16 protein-coding genes and 1 pseudogene are annotated in these 22,457 nt (G+C 57.9%); 14 read left to right on the top strand and 3 right to left on the bottom strand.

What is annotated here, in order from left to right:
* Nucleotides 1-379 precede the first annotated feature (379 nt).
* Nucleotides 380-748 (top strand): YccF domain-containing protein, encoded by a 369-nt coding sequence (locus U9R25_07385; protein ID MEA3335719.1) that lies wholly within the window; start codon nucleotides 380-382, stop codon nucleotides 746-748.
* A gap of 192 nt (nucleotides 749-940) precedes the next feature.
* The gene (locus U9R25_07380; GenBank protein MEA3335718.1) at nucleotides 941-3,295 is read left to right on the top strand and encodes a multiheme c-type cytochrome; all 2,355 of its coding nucleotides are present in this window, start codon (nucleotides 941-943) and stop codon (nucleotides 3,293-3,295) included.
* Nucleotides 3,296-3,310: 15 nt separating this feature from the next.
* Here U9R25_07380 and U9R25_07375 read toward each other — a convergent pair whose 3' ends face one another.
* Nucleotides 3,311-3,631, bottom strand: coding sequence for a hypothetical protein (locus tag U9R25_07375; protein MEA3335717.1), 321 nt, complete (start codon nucleotides 3,629-3,631; stop codon nucleotides 3,311-3,313).
* A gap of 53 nt (nucleotides 3,632-3,684) precedes the next feature.
* Here U9R25_07375 and U9R25_07370 point away from each other — a divergent pair, with 53 nt between their 5' ends.
* Nucleotides 3,685-5,013, top strand: coding sequence for a hypothetical protein (locus U9R25_07370; protein MEA3335716.1), 1,329 nt, complete (start codon nucleotides 3,685-3,687; stop codon nucleotides 5,011-5,013).
* Between the two features lie 142 nt (nucleotides 5,014-5,155).
* Here the strand turns inward: U9R25_07370 and U9R25_07365 are convergent, their stop codons facing one another.
* Nucleotides 5,156-7,942 carry an RCC1 repeat-containing protein gene (locus tag U9R25_07365; protein MEA3335715.1) on the bottom strand — a complete coding sequence of 929 codons (2,787 nt, stop codon included), beginning with the start codon at nucleotides 7,940-7,942 and terminating at the stop codon, nucleotides 5,156-5,158.
* A gap of 589 nt (nucleotides 7,943-8,531) precedes the next feature.
* On the opposite strand from U9R25_07365, the gene U9R25_07360 reads away from it, so the two are divergent.
* From U9R25_07360 to U9R25_07310, 11 genes and pseudogenes are all read left to right on the top strand, one after another.
* Entirely contained in the window at nucleotides 8,532-9,752 is a 1,221-nt protein-coding gene (locus U9R25_07360) for a CaiB/BaiF CoA-transferase family protein (protein MEA3335714.1), read from the top strand.
* Nucleotides 9,753-10,348: 596 nt separating this feature from the next.
* On the top strand, nucleotides 10,349-11,095 hold the full coding sequence (locus tag U9R25_07355) for a DUF5995 family protein (protein ID MEA3335713.1): 747 nt from the start codon (nucleotides 10,349-10,351) through the stop codon (nucleotides 11,093-11,095).
* Between the two features lie 365 nt (nucleotides 11,096-11,460).
* Entirely contained in the window at nucleotides 11,461-11,625 is a 165-nt protein-coding gene (locus U9R25_07350) for a DUF6800 family protein (GenBank protein MEA3335712.1), read from the top strand.
* Between the two features lie 30 nt (nucleotides 11,626-11,655).
* On the top strand, nucleotides 11,656-14,625 hold the full coding sequence (locus tag U9R25_07345; protein MEA3335711.1) for a glycosyltransferase family 39 protein: 2,970 nt from the start codon (nucleotides 11,656-11,658) through the stop codon (nucleotides 14,623-14,625).
* 131 nt (nucleotides 14,626-14,756) lie between these two features.
* The gene (locus U9R25_07340; GenBank protein MEA3335710.1) at nucleotides 14,757-15,401 is read left to right on the top strand and encodes a sigma-70 family RNA polymerase sigma factor; all 645 of its coding nucleotides are present in this window, start codon (nucleotides 14,757-14,759) and stop codon (nucleotides 15,399-15,401) included.
* A gap of 64 nt (nucleotides 15,402-15,465) precedes the next feature.
* A complete protein-coding gene (locus tag U9R25_07335; GenBank protein MEA3335709.1) occupies nucleotides 15,466-15,717 on the top strand; it encodes a hypothetical protein in 252 nt (83 codons plus the stop codon).
* A 45-nt stretch (nucleotides 15,718-15,762) separates the two neighbouring features.
* Nucleotides 15,763-16,118, top strand: a pseudogene (locus U9R25_07330) (hypothetical protein).
* Nucleotides 16,119-16,702: 584 nt separating this feature from the next.
* Entirely contained in the window at nucleotides 16,703-17,104 is a 402-nt protein-coding gene (locus U9R25_07325) for a hypothetical protein (protein ID MEA3335708.1), read from the top strand.
* Nucleotides 17,053-18,294 (top strand): dockerin type I domain-containing protein, encoded by a 1,242-nt coding sequence (locus U9R25_07320; protein ID MEA3335707.1) that lies wholly within the window; start codon nucleotides 17,053-17,055, stop codon nucleotides 18,292-18,294. The genes U9R25_07325 and U9R25_07320 overlap by 52 nt, the downstream gene beginning before the upstream one ends.
* 18 nt (nucleotides 18,295-18,312) lie before the next feature.
* A complete protein-coding gene (locus U9R25_07315; protein MEA3335706.1) occupies nucleotides 18,313-18,549 on the top strand; it encodes a hypothetical protein in 237 nt (78 codons plus the stop codon).
* Between the two features lie 22 nt (nucleotides 18,550-18,571).
* Nucleotides 18,572-20,380, top strand: coding sequence for a hypothetical protein (locus U9R25_07310; protein MEA3335705.1), 1,809 nt, complete (start codon nucleotides 18,572-18,574; stop codon nucleotides 20,378-20,380).
* Between the two features lie 447 nt (nucleotides 20,381-20,827).
* On the opposite strand, the gene U9R25_07305 is transcribed toward U9R25_07310, so the two are convergent.
* On the bottom strand, nucleotides 20,828-22,453 hold the full coding sequence (locus tag U9R25_07305) for a CHAD domain-containing protein (protein ID MEA3335704.1): 1,626 nt from the start codon (nucleotides 22,451-22,453) through the stop codon (nucleotides 20,828-20,830).
* Nucleotides 22,454-22,457 lie beyond the last annotated feature (4 nt).

Genomic DNA, 22,457 nt, shown 5'->3' with positions numbered 1-22,457 from the left:
CCTTCGCGACCCTTCGCGCCTTCGTGGTCCAAACCTTCCCCGCGTCCCCGTACGGGATCTTCATTCAGATCCAACGCAACCTTTTTCCTGCTCAGACGTATTGGATATTAAGAGCTGGAGTCACGCGGTTTGCATGCTGAGTGCGACCGAAGGGAGCAATCGAAGTGTGCGAACGGGTCAAATGCCGCCCTTCGAAGTCCTCCCGGACCGCCGACCTCACGGTCCGCCTGCTGGCCTAGCTCACGCACCGCCTGCTGGCGTGCTGGCGAGGCTCAGGATGTCATTTGACCCCTGTATTTGCCAGGTGCGCAACATGAGTTAAGAGGGCTGGGCGCAACGCGCCTTCTGAAACAGATAGCTGCAGCATTCGAGGAGAAAAATGAGCCTTTTTGGAAACATTATCTGGTTGGTTTTTGGCGGTTTCATCGCAGGGATGGGTTATATCATCGGCGGAATCGCCCTTTGTATCACAATCATCGGCATTCCCTTTGGACTCCAGTCGATCAAGCTGGGCATGGCCACCTTCACCCCTTTTGGCAAGGAGGTCGTGGAAACAGGCGACACCGGTAGTTGTTTGACATTCGGTTTCAACATCGTCTGGTTGCTGCTCTTCGGTTGGGAGATTGCCTTGGCCCATCTACTCAGTGCCATATTCCTGACACTAACCATTATCGGCATTCCCTTTGCCATCCAGCACATCAAGCTGATCCCCCTGGCCCTGATGCCCTTTAGCCGCGACCTGGTATAACCTTACACGCTGTTGCATCTATTGACGCCACCCTTCCCGGGGTGGCGTTTTTGTTCAATATGATCTATATCATTGACAATTCAACGTTAAGCTGCTATCTTTTGGGCGCTTACAGCATCGACATCGACAAAAAGCTTGCAGTGAGCGAAGCCGAAATACCCGTGCTGGCTTGTCCAGGTCAGGAGCATCCCAATGAGTTCAAAACGTGGTCTCTTGTTCAGTCTGGTTTTTTTCATTCCGCTCCTTGCCCTGGCCGGGCTGGGGTACGTCTATGCCGACCCACCGCTGCCTGCCACCGATGATCCCCTGGTGCGTATGCCGGGCACCCAGCCAGGGCAAGCGATGGTAGAATCGCCAGCCAATTGCGCTATCTGCCACGGAGACTATGACCCGGACGTGGAGCCATGGTCCAACTGGCGAGGTTCCATGATGTCCCAGGCAGCCCGCGACCCGCTTTTTTTTGCGGCCATGACCGTTGCCGGACAGGATTCCAACTTTGCCATCGGCTCACCCAATGCCATGGACATCTGTCTGCGCTGCCATTTTCCCATGGGTTGGATAGAGGGTCGCTCCGAACCACCCAACGCCTCGGCAATGACCATGTTTGATTTCGACGGCGTCCAGTGCGATATCTGCCACGAGATGGTCGACCCCTTTTTTGAGGACACCTATCTGGGCGTGCGGGAGGGCGATGATTGGCAGAACTACTGGGATGAGGCGGCCAATTCCGGGCCGGGCAGCGGTACCCAGGCCCAGGTAGCAGCCGACATTACGCGCAGTGACGACGCCCTGGTGCTCGATGCCATCGAATTCTTCAACGGTAATCCCTACTTCGGACCGGATGACAGACCGATCCCCTCGCAATACGACGAAAACGGCGGCGGACAATTTTTCATAAGCCCCAATCACGAGCGACGCGGGCCGTTTGCCGATGCCACCGGTGCACCCCATCTCTGGCGCTACAGCCGCTATCACAAAAGCAAGTACTTCTGCTCCAGTTGTCACGATGTCTCCAATCCCGTGCTGCAGAATCTCGACTTCGCCGGCACCGCGCCCGGCGACGGAACTACCGTTCTTCCCACAGAGCAACTCCCAGCCTACGCCTACTTCCCGGTGGAGCGCACCTTTTCCGAGTTCATGCTTTCCGACTACGGCCAGCAAGGCGGCGCGCCTGGCATTGGACCATTCGCATCGGACGTCTTTTCTACCTCTCAGCCCTCCAACAATATTGCCACTTGCCAGGATTGCCACATGCGCGACGTGCCGGGTCGCGGTGCACACAACCTTCCCGCGCCTCTACGCACGGGCAATCCCGCCACATCCGAGAGCAGCGAACACCCCTACAGTGCCGTGCCCCGGCATGACCTGACCGGTGGCAACCTTTGGGTACTCGATTTGCTGGCCAGCAGTGTGCCGGGATCTGCCAACTATGATCCGGTCAACGAGGATCTGCTACACCAGGGGGCAATGACCCTGACCCTCGATTTTTCCCAGGGGCTTCCCCTCGATCCCGAGGCTTTGTTGCTTGCCGCCGATCGAACCAGGCAAGCCTTGCAGGATGCCGCCTCCTTCGATGAGATCAGCGTCAATCGCGCCGCCAGGATGCTGGCTTTTCGCATCCAGAACCAGACTGGCCACAAGTTGATCTCCGGCTACCCGGAAGGACGCCGGATGTTCGTCAACATCATGATCTTTGACGGAAGCAACCAGTTGATCCAGGAGATCAACCCCTTCGATACGACGGCAGGTACACTCAAGGGGCTGCCCAATTCGCCCAACAGCCCGCCCCTGGCAAGCGACGAGATATACATGGACCGCCTGGTCTACGAAATGCATACCAAGAGCACCCTGACCGGCGAGGAACAGACTTTCCATTTCGCGTTGTCCGATCAGAGACATAAGGACAACCGGATTCCCCCCAGAGGATTCAATATCGATGAGGCGCCGGCGCGCTTTGCCGAGCCTGTCTGGCAGGGACATCCTGCCCCCAGTTACTTCACCAGTGCCGAGTATGAAGGCGGCTATGACGAACTGTGGCTGACCCTACCGGCAGCTGCCGAGACTGCCGAGATCAGTCTCTTTTACCAGACAACCAGCCGTGAATATGTGGAGTTTCTGCGGGACGAGATCCGCGGTACCGGCAACCTTACCTTGCCCGACCCTGATCCGAACACCCCGGAGAACGAGGCCTACATCATTCAGAGCGACCCCTTCTACGAACGACTCAAGGCGTGGGGAGATACCATCTGGCAACTATGGCAACACAACAAGGATGTTCCCGGCGCCGCCCCCTACCTGATGACCCAGACAACTGTGAGCGTCGGAGCCGGCTGCCATTTCGCCGACGTTGAGCCCAACGCCGATCATAGCATGCCCCTGGCCTGCGACGACGACGTGGATGTGGCCGATATCCAGCGCGTCGCCGCCTGCTGGAACGAGCCCATCAGCGCGAGCTGTCCGACAAACCTGGACCTTGATGGCTCGGGGATCATCGACGTGAACGACACGTCGATCGCTGCGGAGGCCTGGGGCTGGCCATACGACTGATGGAGCAGAAAATCGCTAATCCTTGCCGTGCTGCGATTCCAGTTCCTCGTCCATCCATTGATCGAACTGTTCCCGTTTCGCCGCCTGCTCTGCGGGATCCGCGTCAGGTGTTTTGCGGCTTTTCCAGTAGAAATACATGCCGGCGCCCACCAGGAATATCAGAATGGCCAGCCCCGGACCAACCAGAGGGTTGACCCCCGGCAATAGCGCACCCACAATGACGTAGGACAGGCCAATCAGGCCCAGGGCGATGATCACGCCGGTCACGCAACCCAACGCGCTGGGCCTGGTATACCCGTCGTACTCAGGACGGTTGTCACTGGAAGGTTTGGACATGGTCATGGGCCTCCGTCAAACTCGTTTCTATATCGGTCGTAAATCGTCATCCGATGGCCCATTATACACCACTCCACCCCGAGGTGCAGGTCGAGACAACGCACCAGGTCCTGCGAAACGTTCCCCTGACCAGCGAGAGCGATTTCCAGTTCACCCGGAAAGACCAGCAGATCTTGCGGGAACTGGCCGGCCAGATAGCAGCGCTTGCTGCGCAGCCCGTGGAACAAACCAAACGAGATCTCTGGATTCGTCACAATCGACTGGATAGAACGCGCCCTCTGATCCTCTGTGACCCGGAACTGGCATGGCAGGAGATCATCACCGATCAACAACTTCGCTGCCAGGGAAATTTCGCACGCCAGTGGGAACGACAACTACGACAAGAGAGATTCTGGGGCAACGAACTCCAGGATGATCGTAGCATCGAACCCTTTTTCATCCTGTCACACGTGCGCCAGTGGGATCTCTTCTGGGGATTGAAAGAAACCCGCATCGGCGGCGACAACAGAACAACCTACCGCTGGGAGTCGCCGGTCAGGAGCGAACAGGATATCGACCGGCTCACCATGCCGACCCTGGAGGTGGACTTCGCCGGCACCGACCGCCTGGCAACAATCGCCAGCGAAATCTTCGGCGATCTGCTCCCGGTGAAACTACGGACCATGTGGTGGTGGACCTTAGGCTTGACCTGGATGCTCATCAACCTGCGAGGCCTGGAGCAGGTGATGTACGATCTGGTCGACAACCCTGACCTGATCCACCGTTTGATGGCCTTGCTTCGGGATGGCACCGCAGCCTTTTTGGATGATCTGGAGGCCAGGAATCTGCTGTTCGCCAATACCGGAGGCACCACCGTGGCGTCGGGCGGCATGGGTTGGAGCGATGAACTGCCCCGGCAGGGCGGTCAGGACCACCAGGGCCACATCCAACCTGCCGCGATGTGGGGATTCGCCGAAAGCCAGGAAACCGTCGGGGTCTCCCCCTTGATGTTCGCCGAGTTCGTTTTTCCCTACCAGCAACCTCTGCTGGAGCGCTTCGGGCTGAACTGTTACGGTTGTTGCGAGCCCCTGGAAGGGCGTTGGCACGTGGTTCAACAGATACCCAGGCTGCGACGGGTTTCCGTGTCACCCTTTTCCGATCGAGCCGCCATGGCAGACAGGTTGCAGAATCGTTACATCTACTCCATGAAACCCCACCCCGCCGACCTGGCGATGCCTTCCTTCGACGAGGACAGAATCAGACAGACCCTGCGGCGCGACCTGCGGATCACGCGGGATTGCCGGCTGGAGATCATTCTGAAGGATACGACCACGATCTGCAACCAACCTGAACGCCTGGTCCGCTGGGTCCAGATCGCCAGGGAAGAGGTGGAACGACTGTGAAAGAGTTTCTCTCTCTGTCACAATGGCGGCTGCGTCAGGGGCGCACCCTGCGTGAGAAAGGCCCGATTCATCGAGGAATCGAACAGCCCTGCCAATGATGATCGCAGGGCTGTTGCGGTAAATCTATTGGTTTTTCCCCATCTCAACGACTCTCTGCCAAGGGCAGGAAAACAGGATAGTTCCGGCTGCTTGGCAAGTGGTAGGTGAGCCCTCCCCCTTCCTGGGGACGCAATGGGTCACTGTCCGCCAGCAGAAGGTCAATGGAGGCAGAACCATATGTATTGCTCGCAGAAACGTCGTAGGTGTCCGGTGGCGAACCGGTGCTATCCAGGAAAAAGAGGAATTCCCCTGTTTCCCGGACCGGCAGACCATAGTCCAGCGTGACTCCATTGGCACTCACGGCCACACTCGTAAATGGCCTGAAACCGAGTCCGTTGATCGTGAAGAAGCTTCCGGGCTGTCCATTGGAATAGCTGGGTATCAGGGAGGGTGTCATGGCACCTGCAGTGGCCCGCGGCACGTTCGATTGCAGGTCGCTGCCAACTCCCAACTGCCCGAAAGCATCCCAACCCCAGCACTTGCCACGCCCCGCCACAAGGGCGCAGCTATGGCCACCACCAGCCTCCAGAACGCTGGCCCCTGCTTCGATACCCACCACAGTTTTCGGCGCCCTGGTATTCACATAGAGCACACCGGTGCCCGCCTGGCTGTACTGGTTCCATCCCCAGCACATGGCCTTCCCGCCGGCAACCATAGCACAGGTATGAAAAGCCCCTGCCGAGACAGAGTCGACGACGACCGGCTCAAAAAAGGTCACGCGTGTTGGGACGGAACTGTTGATAGCCGTGTTGTCGCCCAACTGGCCATAGTAATTTAGCCCCCAGCATTTCATGGATCCATCATCCATACCGGCACATGAGTGGAGACCGCCAAGATCGATACTCGCAACACCAGATGCCAGCGACACAACATCGACAGGCGTGTGCCTGTCTTCGGTGGTATCATCCCCAAGCTGGCCGAATCCATTGTCTCCCCAGCATTTTACCCCTCCTTGTTCGGTCAGAGCACAACTATGGCCCCCATTGTCCAGATAGTCCGGGGACTGGCGGTATTGCTGTCCACCCAGGGCTATGGCAGTGACCCCTCCTTGAAGACTAACCACGTTCACCGGTTGTTTGCGGTTGACCGTCGTGCCATCCCCCAGCTGCCCATCTTGATTCAATCCCCAGCATTTGACGGCACCATTGTCCTTCAGCGCACAGGTGTGGTTATCGCCTGCAGCAATGGCCTGCACCCCGCTGCTGAGCCCTATTACCTCATCCGGATTCAGTTGAGAGTCAGTGTTGCCGTTGCCCAACTGCCCGAATTCGTTGTTTCCCCAACACTTGACGCCACCGGCTCTTGTCAGGCCACAGGTATGACCCTTGCCAGCCACCAACGCATCGGCGGTGCCCAGACCGGAAACTGAAACCCTGGAGGGACGATCGACAGTGGTCCCGTCTCCGAGCTGGCCGAAGGCGTTGTAGCCCCAGCACTTGGCGCTGCCATAGGAGAGGGAGCAGCTATGGAGCTCGCCCAGGGCCAGTTGTTGATCCTGGTTGGAAAAACCAGTTGTGTGATTCGGCAAGCCGCGTACCAAAAAGCGGCCGTCGCTCAATTGCCCGTAGTTGTCATTGCCCCAGCATTTTGTCTGGCCGCTGTTCAACAACGCGCACGTGTGCCACTCTCCAGCCGTAACCGTGCCCACACCGCTGGACAGGCCAACAACGGCAAACGGCAGATGCTTGTCGAGGGTATTTCCAATCCCCAGTTGGCCGTAGAAGTTGTATCCCCAGCACCAGGTCTTGCCAGGGGGACTGGTAACCGCGCAGGCGTGATCGCCACCTGCTGCCACGCTGACAACGCCATTGGATAATCCTTCCACATCCACGGGCCGGTTGCTATCATCCAAATCGTTGTTGCCCAGCTGGCCGTATGTATTGTCGCCCCAGCAGACCAGAGCGCCATTGTCCAGAATGCCACAGGACTGGTTGCCGCCGATACCGATGGCCGTAACATCCTGGGACAGCCCAACCACATTTCGGGGGGTAAGTCGATTGGCCCAACTGCCGTCGCCGATCTGGCCATGCTCGTTCCAGCCCCAACACTTGACGCCGCCATTGTCCATCAGGGCACAGCTGTGCTCGTCACCACCACCCACACCCTGGGCACCCGAGTTCAACCCGACGACCTGTTGCGGCGTATTGTAACGGTTTGTGGTATCACTTCCAGTGCCCACTTGCCCGTAGAAGTTGTATCCCCAGCATTTGACGGCACCCGTCTCCAGCACCGCACAGGTGTGGTAAGCGCCGGTACCGATGGAAGCCACACCACTGGTGAGACCCACCACGTCTTCCGGCGCATAACTGTAACTATAACTGCCGTCGCCATTGCCCAATTGGCCAAAGTTGTTGCCTCCCCAACACTTGACCCCCCCATTCTGCAGCAGCGCGCACGTGAAGTTGCGGCCGGCGGCCACGGAACGAACACCACTGAAGAGGCTGGACACATCAACCGGAACGCTGCTGTCGTTGTCCCTGCCATTGCCGAGCTGGCCGATCTGGTTGCGCCCCCAGCATTTCACGCCGCCGGTATTCGTGAGTCCACAGGCATGGAATTCGCCAGAGACAATCTGCGAGAAATCGACGTCTGGACTCCTTGCCAGATCAATTGCTTCTGGACCCGGCTGAGTTGGCTGAGGATTCACCGCTCCCAGTCCTTCGTCAAACGACCAGGGCATCCCTTCCCATGGATCTGAAGTGACCCTCCTTGGCGGAGGGGATGGTTCGGCGACCGGCGCGGCCTGGGCCACCGGCAAAATACTGCTGACAAGCAGAAGGGCCAAAACAGACAGGTAGAATAGTCGTTTGAGTGAGAGTGGTTGAGTCATTGCTCGCCTCCTGAAAGGACTGTTGGAGTTCCGTTCCCCGACCGGTAACACTGCTCGTTGTACGAGGGTTGTTGGCCAGTACTGGCCGGCCGTTCTGCTCAGTTTGCCCCGGTGATCAGCTTGCTGATCGAGTCGCGTTGCCCCAGGAGCAGAATGCAGTCACCGAACGTGCCCGCGATTATACCACAGAACGTGCGGTTTTCCGCAACAGGCAGACAACCAGCATAATTGGCGGCGGGGTATCAGAGGGGCAAAGTTACAGAGTTTCAGAGTTTCCGAGTCCCGGAGTGCCGGAGTCTCGGTGTCGGGTCTGCTCTGCCCCCCTGATACTCTGACATTCTGACCCTCTGGCTCCGTGTCTCGGAGAGGTTATTGTATCAGAGCGCAGGCTATGGTATGATGGCGCCCTGCCGGCACCAGAGAGATCGAGGCTCAGCGCGGCGATTACGCCAAAGCCAAAACTGAACTTGGCTGGCACCCCCGAACCTCCTTCCAGCAACTCATCGGCATGATGGTTGATGCCGATCTCGAACGACTCGCTCGTACGGCTGCCGGGCAATAGCCACGAACCGTTGATACAACAGATACCATGCCAAACCTCAAAAACCTCCGCGTCATTGACCTGACCCGAATCCTGCCCGGCCCCTATTGCACCATGCTGCTGGCCGACATGGGTGCCGATGTCATCAAGGTCGAGCGCGGTTCGATGGGTGATCCGCTGCGGCTGACTCCGCCGATGGTCGATGATGAAAGCCTCTCGTTCGCGAGCCTGAACCGCAACAAGCGCAGCCTTGTCGTCAATTATCGCAAACAAGAGGGTCGCTCACTGCTATACAAGCTCCTGGCGGACGCTGATGTTTTCGCCGAAACCTTCAAACCGGGCCAGATGGCGCGCTACGGCCTCGATTACGCGACCATCCGCGAGATCAATCCGGGCATCATCTATTGTTCCCTATCCGGGTATGGCCAAACAGGACCCAATGCGAGCCGATCCGGACATGACCTCAATTTCCTGGCACTTTCGGGCACGTTGGACCTGCTGAGGGGACCAGATGGGCGACCCACGATTCCTGGCTTTCAGCTTGCCGACCTGGCGGGAGGCTCCCTGTTCGCCGCGATTGCGATCCTGGCCGCTCTCCTGGAACGCTCTGTCACCGGCCAGGGCCAATACCTGGATGCCAGCATCTGGCAGGGGATCGCCAGCTTGACCTCCCTGCAGCTGGCCGCGCCGATTGGCGGATTGGATCAGTCCGAGGACACCCAGGGTTTATTGTCCGGCGATCTTCCTGGTTACAACGTTTACCTCACCAGCGATGGTCGCTACATGGCGTTGGCCGCGCTTGAGCCGGTATTGTGGGGCGATTTCTGCCAGGCTATCGGGCGCCAAGACCTGATTTCCCGGCAGTTTCCGGAAAAGGCTGAGCGCGCGGCGATAGTGGCGCAGGTTGCAGCGGTTTTCCGTCAGCAGACGCAGGCAGAATGGGTGGCATTGTTTTCTGATATGAACATCTGCTGCGAACCCGTTCTCTCCCTGCGGGAGGCATCGTTGGACAGGCTGTCGGCCACCGGTGGCAACATAGTGGAGATCGAAAGACCTGGGCACGATCCATTGCGCCAGTTGGGCTCCCCCAGGGCCTTGTCAGGCGATGATCCCCCGGCGCGACCGGCGCCTCGCCTCGGCGAGCACACCGTAGAGATCCTTGAGGAACTTGGACTATCGGGCGAGGAAATTGCCCGACTTAGAACCGACAAGGTGATTGCCACACCGAAAGATGTGCGCGCCAAGCGGCTACGCAATTTCCCTTACTAGCACACGTTAGTCAATTTTGTAGGACAATTTTCCAAATTGGCCAGGCGCATTTTGCAGATTTGCGCCACAAAGATCGTCCAGAAAGTAGCGTTGGACTGTACCAGGCTCTGTTGACATTCCGGAAAATCGCACACTTCGATGCGATTTTTCTACTCAGCATGCAATTTTCCGCCGATTTTGCATCCTGAGCAGTACTCGAACGAGGTGAGAGAGCGTGTCGAGAAGCGCAGCCGAAGAGTAGACGCAGATCAATCCAAACAAGATCAGAGAAGATCGGCGAGAATCTGCGCCGGAGGTCTGCGTAAATCAGCGGTGAAATCAGAAAAAACACAACCGCAGATGACGCAGATAACCGCAGATGGACGCAGATCAATCCAACTAAGATCAAAGAAGATCAGCGTGAATCTGCGCCGAAGGTCTGCGTAAATCTGCGTTCCTCTGCTCTGTCTTGAGGAAAGAGCGGAATTGAACCGCTGATAACCGCCGATAGACGCTGATCGATCCAACCAAGATAAAAAAAAGATCGGCGTGAATCTGCGCCGAAGGTCTGCGTAATCAGCGTTCCTCTGGCTTGTCCAGGTTGGAGAGAATAGCTCATGAAAGTTCAGTCTATCGACGACGTCATCGATGAGTTAGGCACCATTGTCACTTTGTGCCGGGCAGAAAACAGCCGTCTGGCATTCTTCCCGGCCCTATACCGAAAAACGACCATCCGGGTCAAGGAGGGAATAGCCTGCGGTCGCTTTGAGGATGGGCAGCGCATGGAGAGCCTGGACGTGGTGTTTGCCAACCGGTACCTGGAAGCATTTAAACAGCTACGTCGTGGAGAACAGCCGACAAAGTCGTGGGCCTATGCATTTGAGCTGGCAGATGCGTCGCATCCGCTTATTGTGCAGCATCTACTCCTGGGTATGAACGCCCACATCAACCTGGACTTGGGCATAGCGGCGGTGGAAACAAGCCCGGCAGGCGAGCTATCCACGCTCCGAAGAGACTTCTTCGAAATCAACAACATCCTGGCCGAGCTCTTGGGCGAGGTTCAGTCAGATCTTGGCGAACTCTCGCCACTGATGCGACTGTTGGATGGGTTGCTGGGGCCAGCGGACGAGGCGCTCTCTAATTTCAGTATCAGAAAGGCCCGGGAGGCGGCATGGGAACGAGCAGAGACGCTGACAGGGCTTCAGACCGAAGCAGTACCCGACAAGATTGAGGACTTCGATCAAGAAGTGGCCGATTTCGCCCAGGTAATTTGCCCGCGCGACGGTTTGCTGGTGTCGGTTATGGCTATGGTGAGGTCCGCTGAAAGTGACGATGTGAGAGCGATCACTGATATCTTGCTCTAGCAGTTTATCGGAGAAGCCAGGATTCGGTCCTGACCCCCGCGTCCTCCGCACCCTTCGACGCGATTCCAAAGGCGAGTCATCGTTGCCGGGATGGTGGTCTTGACAATGGACTCCCGCTTCCGCGGGAGTGACGTGGCTAAATGGCCTGTCGCGCCCCTCCCCGCGTCCCCGTGTCCCCCCTCCCTTCGCGCTTCGTGGCCTTCGTGAACCTTCGCGCCTTCGTGGTCCAAACCCTCCCCGCGTCCCCCCTCCCCGCGTCCCCGTGTCTCCGCCGGTTGACAGGGACCCGGTTCTCAGCTAAACTAACTGCTGATAATAAAGAATCAACAACCGCTATCCCAATAGTCTTTCAGAAAGGACAACCTGTGGCGACAGAACGACAGAAGGAAATCAAACGCCGTCGACAGCGAAAACGCAAGATCAAGCATCTTCGCTCCCGTCTGGAACAAACCACCGATGCCCGCCAGCGAGCTACTCTCATCGCAAAGATCAAACGGGTAAGCCCTCACGCACCTGTGCCGGAAGAATGAAGAATAGGGTAGGATGTCTTTCTTCCCCGCATGCAAAGCCACCCACAAGAGACAACCCCGACCATCAACGTCCTTCCGGCTGAACCCCGCGCCGGGGCATCCGGCCGCCGGTGGGCCTTCGCCGCGCTGGCACTCATCCTGTTGGTCGCCGCAATCCTTCGATTGTGGAATCTGGGGGGCATCCCTCCCGGAATGCAACATGATGAGGTATTCGATGCCGGCCTGGCACAACGAATCGTCGCCGGAGAGCGGCCAGTTTTTTTTCCTGAGAACGGCGGTTTGCCACCGCTGTTCATGTATCTGACAGCACTGCCCTTTGGCCTCTTCGGCGCCAGCCTAACCAATCTGAGATTGACGGCAGCCCTCAGCGGCCTTGCCGGCATTGTACTGGCCTACCTGCTGTTGCAGTTATTGTTCGGCCGGCTGGTGGCATTGCTCACCAGCGCTGCCCTGGCCCTATCCTTCTGGCACATCTTCGATAGCCGCCTCGGCCTGGAGCCCATTACCCTACCCCTGTTCGCCACCGCTTCCTTCTACACATTCTGGCTGGGCCTTCGACGGGGCCACTGGGCTTACTGGGTGTTGACCGGCATTTTGCTCGGCCTCAGTGTCTATACCTACCATTCAGGTTTCCTGGTGCCACTCACACTGGCAGTTTTTGCACTCTACCTGCTGGTCGCCCGTTGGTTGTGGCAAAGAGGCAATGCCGCTACCGACTATGAGGCAAGCATCGATCCCTCCCCCCCGGAGACAGCAGCCTGGTTCTATACGACCTCCTGGCGCAATAGTTTGATAGCCTTGATGGCAATGTTTCTGATCGCACTGCTCATCGTGCTTCCCCTGGCGCTCTATGTCTTGAATAACCCTGACGCCTCCACGGCTCGGGTTCAGGATCTCATGGCCCATCTCTACGCGCTGCGCAATGGCGATCCCGGTCCGATCCTGGGTGACATCGGGGGAGTTGTCGGGATGTTCGGCTGGCGGGGAGATCCCTGGTGGCGCTACAATATCGCGGGGCGTCCGGTGTTCAACCCTCTGATGGCTGCGCTGTTCTGGACAGGAATAGTCATTTCCCTCTGGCGCTTCCGGCGTCCTGAATACGCCTTTTTGTTAGTCTGGATTCCAGTAAACCTGGTAACGGCAGCCATAACGCCGCCCAGTCCCTCAAGCCTGCGTTCGCTGGGTGCTATCCCGGCCATCTATGTTATGCCGGTGATCTCCCTGGTTGCGGTTGCCGAATGGACAGCCAGACGGAGGGGAGTCGCCTGGAAAACAGTGTTGGTGGCTGGTTTCGTCGGGTTACTCTTGATTGACGGCATTTTCGCGGCCAGAGACTATTTTGTCATATGGCCGGCCAACCAGGAGGTACGTGATATCTACAGGGCCGATCTGGCCCAGGTAGCCAGCTTCCTGCGCGAAAAAGAGGATGATGTGCCAACTCTGTTGTCAGCCGAGTTTGCTGCCGACCTGGACATGCGCAGCTTCGGTTTTCTGTTGCCTGACGGTAACTTCATCCGCTGGTTCGACGGCAGACGATCGCTGATTCTGCCAGCTACCGAGCCCGCAAAACCTGTTCGTTACATCTTTCCTGCCACGGCACCCCTGGCGCCCGAGTTTCAGCAGGCCTTCTTTCCAGAGGGCGCCCAGGTTGAAATGCCTTCGTCCGATCTCTCCGGTCAGCCGGCCTTCATTGTTTACGAAGTACCCCGGGCTACGCTGGATCGGCGATGGCAACAACAGGCCTTTGTCCCCCAATCGATCAATCTGGGCGACGAGATCCAAATCCTTGGCGTCAAACTCCCTCCGGCGGTTGAAGCCGGAGAGGTCGTCTCGCCAACAGTGGCATGGCAGGTCCGCCGCAGCGGCAGAGGGGATCTGAGATACGCCTTCTTTTCCCACCTGGTGGACGACGCCGGATTCCTCTGGGAGACAGGCGAGGTGTCCGCATACCCATCCCACAGCTGGGGCCGGGGCGACATCGTGATTCAGACCGTACCACTCAGGATTCCGCCTGACTTGCCCCCGGGCGAGTACAAAGTCCAGACGGGCGTCTTCGAGCAGGGAACGGGCGACCGTCTGCCCGTGATGCAAGGCAACCAGGCCAGCAGCCAAACAACCTTCGACTTGCCTGCTCTTTTCGTTTCTCCTCCTGCCACCCCCACCCACCCCAACGCACTGGACATTGCTGAACGCCAGGTGGTTGAACTATCCGACCTTACCTTGTTGGGCCATGAAGTCACCAATCGGACCCTGACACCCGGCCAGAACACGGCGATTTCCCTTTGGTGGATGAGTCCGACAGGGTCTCTGGCTGAGGTACCCGAAGGGTTTGGCCTGTTCCTGCTGGATGAGCAGGGAAGCCGATTTCCACAGCTTTCCCGAGCGATACTGGATGGCAGATACCGTTCGGATCCGTTACCTCGTGGTACGATAGTGAGGGACCGGTTTTTCCTTGATCCCGATCCGGACCTCCCCAGAGGGCTCTATCAAATCATCCTCGAAGTGGATAACCAGGAGATTGCGCTCGGCGAGCTGTTCTGGCGCAGCCGGCCACGCCAATATGAGGTGCCGGAGATCGAGTTTCCGCGGCGAGCCAACCTCGACAACAAGATTGAGTTCCTGGGATATGATCTGGACGATTCTGACGAAAAAAACCGGGAAGGATCGGTTGCTGTAACCCTCTACTGGCGTACTCTTTCCGAAATGGATACCAGTTATACCGTGTTCACGCATCTGCTGGACGATCAGGAACAGCTTAGAGGCCAATGGGACGGAATACCCGATCGCGGGGAATCGCCAACGACAGGCTGGCTGCCCGGCGAGATCATCAGCGACCCCTACCAGATCCCCATCCAGGCGGACGCTCCTCCTGGACCCTATCGCATTGAGATCGGACTGTATGATGCTGCATCGCCCAACTATCCCAGGCTGCCCCTGCTGGGCGCAAACGGCCAGGTTCAGGGAGACCGGATTCTCCTGGGTGAGGTACGAATCAACTGAATAGCCGCGTCCAGGAAACGACCCCCCCGGACGGTAAGCCGAAGGGAAGATCACCGATTCAGGCATACCGTGGTCCCAGCAACCCGGGCAGACGACCGGCGCGCCCAGAACCGGCGGAAGGAGAGAAACTCTTGGTTACACGCACCAACGACCAATGGCTGGCGGACCTGGCCGGCCCACCAGACATTCAGGCGGCTGCGCTAGAAGACCTGCGAGTCTGGCTTGCGCGGCGCCTCTTTTTCTATCTGCGCAGCCGCAGCGACCTGGACTCCCGGGCCGATCAGGAAATTGAGGACATGGCGGAGGATTTTATCCAGGAGGCGCTGCTTCAAATCCAGGCCAAGAAGGGGCAATTCCAGGGACGCAGCAAGTTCACCACCTGGGCAAGCAAGGTCGCCGTGCACCAGGCACTTGCCGAGTTGAGACGGGCCCGCTGGCGCGATTTTTCCCTGGAGAAGATGACCCATGACGGTGAGTTTACCCCATCATTTCTCGTTCAAAAGAGCGACCGGGATCGACCGGAACAAAGGGCAATGCAATCGGAGGCGATGCAGGCTGTTGCTTCGGCCATCGAAGAGGAACTGACCGAAAGGCAGAAGACGGCACTGGTGGCCATTGCCATCCAGGGTGTCCCCATAGATGTGGTTGCCGATCAACTGGGAACCAATCGAAATGCTCTCTACAAACTGTTGCACGACGCGCGTAAACGCCTGAAAAACCGCCTGGCCGAGCGAGGTTACCCCGTCGAGGACCTACTGGCCAACTTTTCGGGGTAAGATTCAGACCAGCAATCCCATCAAGGGATTGCACAGGGAATCAAAAAGGCGAAGACTATCACCCATGAACACACCCCCTATTATCACCCGCATCCTCAAGATGCTGGCCAATACCGAGACGCAGGAGCTCAGCTGCAATGAAGTGTACGCTCTCCTGGAGGAATACACCGAGCTTCAGGCCAGTGGTCAGGATGCCTCCCGGTATTTGCCACTGGTCGACAAACATCTAAGAATGTGCGATGGCTGCCGCGAGGAATATGAGGCGTTGCTGGCAATGATCGTGATGCAGGATGTCGATTCAACCGACCTGGCGTGAGGCCGGACGTCACACCCGGTCCGCGGCTTGCCACATGGGAAAACAAGACAGCCGACCAGAGTGATCCATCACAGTGACCAGGGCAGCCAATACACTTCCGTGACCTTTGGCCAACGATGCCGGGAAGCCAGTGTGCGTCCCTCCATGGGATCTGTCGGAGATTGCTACGATGACGCCCTCTGCGACAGCTTCTTCGCCACCTTGGAGTGTGAACTCCCGGACCGCTACACCTTCTGCTCCCGCGAAGAGGCCCGCCAGGCTGTCTTTCCGTTCATCGAAGGATCCATCGTCGTCGTTCCGCCCTTGCCTATGCTTCGCCACTCCAATTCGACAGGAGCTTTGCCCAGACAACCAATTCCAAAGCCCTTCACTGTCCACCATATCGGGGTAACTCCAACTGAGCTTGCCCTGGTTTCTTGAATCATGTCTTATCTCATTGGACAGAGCCACGCGAACTACTCGATATCGGTGTTATGGGGAATCACCAGTGTCCAGACATGAATACGCCTCGTGCAGGACTCAAGCTCTGCCAACTTGCCTCAGGTGCCTTTGTAGGGCGACGTATTTTTTGGTACAAAAGGTTTGAGTTTGGGTCGGACGGGTAGTTCGGAGGGTTTTTGGGCACTGCAATCGCCTTGGAGTGCAATGACGCCAGTATTGCGCATTTTTGCCTTTGGAAGGCTGGACCTGCGCTGGGAAGAACTGACCATTCTGTAAACAAAGTTATTAGAGCTGTCATCGCTTGCTGCCTCCCGGCACGCCTGCTGGCGTAGCATCGCAGTGACTCACGAAAAATCTAAGCTTAAACTGCACTGACTGTTCAATCGGCAGATTCTGCAAGAAACGGCGTTGTTCATACCAGCTTCCCATCGATTCGAGTGAAATACGCTCGAATATGGTGGGGAGCTGTGCTTTTTGACACATTTTTGACAGGGGTTTGATAAGCTGTTCATTGGAATGGATGTTCACACCAAAGAGGTGCACTATGAAGAAGCGGTTAATATGCGAAATGACCTTGGCATTGCTTGTGTCGATCCAGCCGGCCACTATCGAAGCGCTGTCGATCGTAGACCAGCATCGGGCATCGCGGGTGAAACCAGGCAACACCCATGCTATAGCTGCGGGCAGCGATGTAGGTGAGACAGGGGGTGATGTGAACGCCATAGTCGTCGGTGATCTGGATAACGATGGCGATATGGATATGGTTTCAGGCGATGCCAGTGGCTTTGTGACCACCTGGCAGAATAACAACAGTCCATTTGGCGGCCTCTGGTTATCCAATGTGGTTGGTCACGCGGAAGATGCTGTCTATGCACTGGCGCTGGCCAATCCTATGTGGAAGATCCAGAGGGCCGCATCATCGGTTTCGACGCGACTGGTCAACTGACCAGCACTATTCCCAACGCGATGCCCATCATTCCTTACCAGAACGGCGAGTCGCCTTTCGAGGGGTACTATCTCGCTGATCCTGCTGACTACACGGTGCATGTCAGTGGCACGGCCAGCGGCGTTTACAGCGTGACGATTTTTGCTGAGGAGAGAACGGGTTTTGTTCTTCAGGATGTATCGCTGGGAGCGGCAACCAGCGACGCGGTCTCATTCAAGCAGGCCGGGACTACAGAATCCACCGATGGGAGTGCCTTTGTGGTTTCAAGCAATGATACCGGCAAGCCATTGTCGGTGACCCTCCTTCGCTCACTTGCCGGTGGCAGCGAACAACGGACGTATGCGTTGGACAATCTGACCGTTGGATCTGGGAAGCCGTTGAGTATCACCACTGATAGCGGAACGGATTCCTTGATCATCGAGGGCGGGGTTGGGAGCAGTTACGACTTCTGTTTCCAGCGCCAGAGGGCGGGCCAGGTTCCGGCTGAGTTCTGCTGGGGCAATTTGGTCCTGCCAGATGGAGACCGGCATATCCTCACCCCCGAGAATTGGGATCACCTCAACGATACGCGGCTGCTGCTGGAAATAGACGAGAACGGCGACGGCACAATCGATCAAACTCATTGGCTGGTAGGGCATGGGTTGGTTCTGTCCATGCAGAACGAACCATCGGTCATCCAATCCGGCGACCTTCTCATGTTTACGCTGGACTATAGCGTTACGGGCGAATCGGTCGCGTCAAGCCTCTTATTGACCACTTCCTTGCCCCTCAGCACGACCTTCGTAAGCGCCACCGGTGGGATACTGCCCCAGGGCAATGTACTGGAATGGAACCTTGGTTCTCTCATGCCTCCGGCCAGCGGTCAAGTCGCTTTCACGGTTGAGGTGGATTCGATCCCTGATGATGCCGTCATCGGGACCCTGGCGACTCTGCGGGACGATAGCGGTCGTTGGATCTTGGCCAGCGCAGCTGCGCCGGGCATGCAAATCGACCAGATGATCATCTGCCTTGTGGACTTCGACGATAGCGGCCAGGTAGACGCCAATGACATCCAGGCGGTTGCCAGCCGCTGGCAGTTGACCGCTGCCAACCCCAACTATGAGACCAGATATGATGTGATTTTTGATGGGATCATCAACATGCAGGACATCATGACTGTTAGTGGTTATTGGAATCATGTCTGCCAATAGTATCGAATTGAGGCAGACATGAACCGGCCAACTGCCCAACTCCCCACAATGACGACCTTCGTCGTGCGCTTCTGGCGTGAGTGGTCGGCGGGCGAGACCCGTTGGCGCGGCCGTGTCGAGCATGTGGCAAGCGGCCGGCGAAAGGATTTCCTACAATTGGAAGACATGTTCGACTTTTTCGAGTGCTTTGGGGTCGGTCTACCTGGCCATCAAAGCCGGATCATCCAGGTGGACACGAGGAGCAGCAGCGAGTAGACAGTTCCAAGGAGAAAGAATCATGAAATCTACCAAACTATTACCCCTGGGAATCACATTGTTCCTGCTGCTGACCCTGGCGGCAGCGGCCGGCGCACAGGCACCGGATGCGCCATCCCTCGCCGGCTGCACGCCAGGGACCGACTACGATCCTGCCTGCGACGTCGATCACGACGGTGACGTAGATCTCATCGATGTTCAACTGGCGGCGGGACATTGGGGCAGCACCGGGACCTATCCGAGCAGCGACCATGATCACTTCGGAGAGCTCTGGTTGGGCAATGATTACACCGGACTTGAACTGCGCAACAGTAGTACCAACAATGCGGCTGCAGGCGTGGCTGGGTGGTCGACTGCCAACAGCGGCATGACGTTTGGCGTCTTTGGCCGCAGCGATTCGCCAGACGGCGCCGGGGTCTATGCGCTGGGCGCTGGCGAGCACATTCCCGACTTGATCCTTGGAGGAACGTCGCCCAGCAACGACAATGGCGTGATCTTCAGCGACATGACCTACCCTGGCAGCGATCTCTTCCTGCGCAGCAACGACGACGTGGGCATTCACCTGGACCGCAACAACGACGAGGAGGGGCGGTTCTATTTGTACCGGGGCGAAGGCACCGTCATTTTTCGGCTGGATGAGCAGGGAGGGCTGCGGCTGAAGGATGAGGAAGACAAGGTCGTGTTTGAGGTGAACGAGGCGGGGGGTGCTCAATTCAACACCGGTGCGCCGGGATTGCGGGTGAACACGGTTCCTGTGCTGGGCCGGGCTCTGGCGCCGGCTGATACAATGATCTCCACGCCGGACGATAGTCCCAACAGCAAGGGAGACCTCAGCTCGATCACCATCGGCGCTGATGGGTTGGGCCTCATTAGCTACTCCGATTACTCCTTCGGCGATCTGCGGGTTGCCCACTGCGATAACGTGGCATGTACCAGTGCCACGGTTACAGTGCATGACGCAGCGTCCTGGGCCGGCTATGATACCTCGATTGCCATTGGCGCTGACGGCTTGGGCCTTATCAGCTACCAGGGCCTGGACCTCAGCGGAGCCAATCCCCGCTTGAAGGTAGCCCACTGCGAGGATATTGCCTGTACCAGTGCGACCATTACCACCCTGGATATGGCTGGTGGCTCGAGCACCTCCCTGGTTATCGGAACCGACGGCCTAGGCTTGATCAGCTACTATGCCGGCGGAAACCTGAAGGTTGCCCACTGTAACAACACGGCTTGCACGAGTGCCACACTATCTAATTTGGGCGGCGGCGGGGAACCAACGGTGCTGACGCTTGGCGCCGATGGATTGGGGTTGATCGCTTTTGATGGCGGGTTAAGCGTGTATGTGGCTCACTGCAACAACGTTGCCTGCACCAGCGCAACAGTGAACCAATTGTTTGTTTACGTCGGATGCTGCGGCGGCGCGGTACACTCTGTGGCCATTGGTGAAGATGGCCTTGGATTGGTCGGCTTTTCTGACAGCGGTGAGTTGCAGATTGCCCATTGCGATAATCTCCTTTGCTCGGATGCCTCCTTCGCTTTGATCGATTCAGGAAGCTGGTCCTCATCAATCACCATCGGGATGGATGGACTCCCCTTGATCAGCTACTGGGATAAGGGCAACCGAAGGGTTCAGGTTGCCCATTGCATGGAGCAGAGTTGCGCTGAGTCGAGTATCGCAATATTGGATTCCATTGATGACCTTGATTCATTTTCGGCAGTAACCATCGGAGCGGATGGCTTGCCTCTCGTCAGCTACTATGACGATGTCATTGACGACTTGAAGGTAGCCCATTGCTCCAACCCATTCTGCGTACCCCACTTTCGGCGGCGATGAACACTGCTTGGATGGAGCGCCGGGCGATCAGGCAATGGATCACAAGAAGACCGGTTGGCCATGTGAATCCGAATTCTGCCAATCATACGCTTCGCGCTGCTCTTGACAATCAAACCGGACCGTGTCCCTTCGATGGCGGCGGCACAACCTGTCCGTTGGCACATCACTTGCGTGGAATGCACCAAGCAATTCTCGGCTGGGAGCGACGTCGGCCTCGTAGGCAATGCCAACGGGCATTCCCACACCGTCTTCGACGGGGGCACCTCTATCATGCCAGGCATGATGGCAGGGCGTGACCCAGGTAGCAGGCGAGCGCGCCATCGCCGCAGGCGAGGTTGTAGCCGCCGCTGACGTGACCGACCCTTACCCAAGAACAAGTTGCTGCCAGAACCGCCATACCTGCCATGGAGGAAGACCACATGTTAGAATCCCATCGTCCGGCAGTGATCAGGATATCGGAACCATCAGCGCTCCGGCCAGCCTGCGTCGAAACTCGCTCCCGCCAACCATCGGCCAGGCCCTGGGAAAGGTTTCGACCAACTGCTGTGCCTCGGCACGGCGAAAATCCCGGTATGCGATCACATTCTCATCCGCCAGGTGATCAGACTTCCCCAGCATGGATTCCATCATACCCTCCGCCACTACCGCGTCCTGGATATCCCCCAGGTGATCCTGGATCGCGATCACATCCTTGATGAGCCCCTCTGCTTCAGGCCCCAACACCTCCTGGAAAAACTCCAGCGAGTAGCGCAACCGTTTGCAGTCGATGCGCAACGCGTGCAGCTGGGATACCGTTGCGTCGGCGACGATTGGCTGGTAGGCCCACACCCCTTCGTATAGCTGCCACAGGTGGCTGTGCAGGCGGAAACGCACCTGATCCCGGTCTGGTGATTCGGCTGTCCCGGGACGCACGCCAGCACCCTCTGTGCTTACAAAATGGCCAAAGACGCGCGCGAAGCGTCGGTAGCGCTTGCCGTCCAGGAAGCGGTTGAGCTTACCGCGCGCAACCTCGCGCCGGACCGACCAGACCTCTCGCAGTGGCGCCAGGTCGCCAGCCTGCCCCTCGGGCACCGTTGCCAGGTAGCGCTGCATCTCCCGCTCGAAGACATCCAGGTCGCGTACGCGGCCCAGCGCGCGCCCGATCTTGCGCAGGTCCTTCTTGAAGCGCGTCACCACCTCGGGATCGAAGTAGCTGCCGTAGAGCCGCAGGGCCGAGCGCATTCGCCGGGTAGCCACCCGCATGTCGTGCACAGCCTCGATGCCGTCCACCTGGCGGCTGCCCCCCTCGTTGGCCAGCATGACCTCAAACTGCACCCGCAACACCTTGCGGATCGCCTCCGCCACGGGATCGTGCCGGTCGACTCCCGGTAACGGATCCGGTGCCAGGGCTGGGCTTTCCCCATCGCGCGCCGGGGACACCAGGGCAAGATCGATGTCAGGCCGTGCCAAAGCCAGGCCCTGCTCGAATTTGGAGCGGCTTTCGGCAACCAGACCAGGCACCTCTTCCAGGAATTCAACCACCGCCTCAAGCTCCTCCAGACGACCACCGGGCAACAACTCAGCTTCCAGCTCCAGGAAACTATTTTCTCCCGTCTGCCCCAATCCGGATGCCGCCTGAAGCTCAACCTGGTCCAGGCTCAGTTCGATGACCGCTTGTCCGCCGGAGATGCGACAGAGGTTGCGCACAACCCGTTGCTGCCGAATTCGAAAAAGCGCTTCCAGCGGCCTCCCCCCTGCCAGTCGGCCTGCCAGCTCCCGCGCGGGACCCTCCGGCCAATTGGCAATCTGCATACCAGTGCCCGGTTCCAGTGTTGTCTCGACTTCCTGACGGCTGTACAGGGCACCCTCGCCGCGGTCCAGCGATTTCAAGGTGACTACCTTGCTGCCACCCGACGAACGGAGACGCAGGGAGAATCCTCCCCGCATGAATACCAGATCTTCGCTGTCGAAGTATTGATCCTCGACTTTTTTTATCTTCACATCCTCGATGGCAAAACCGGCCAGTGAATCGGTCGAGGATAGGATATCATAAAGCTCGGGGTTGGAAATACGGTATTTCGCTTCGATCTCCACAGCG

This window comes from Chloroflexota bacterium (assembly GCA_034717495.1).
GTDB lineage: Bacteria > Chloroflexota > Anaerolineae > JAAEKA01 > JAAEKA01 > JAYELL01.
Note: the sequence above shows the minus strand (reverse complement) of the source record. Positions and strands in the feature narration are given on the sequence as shown.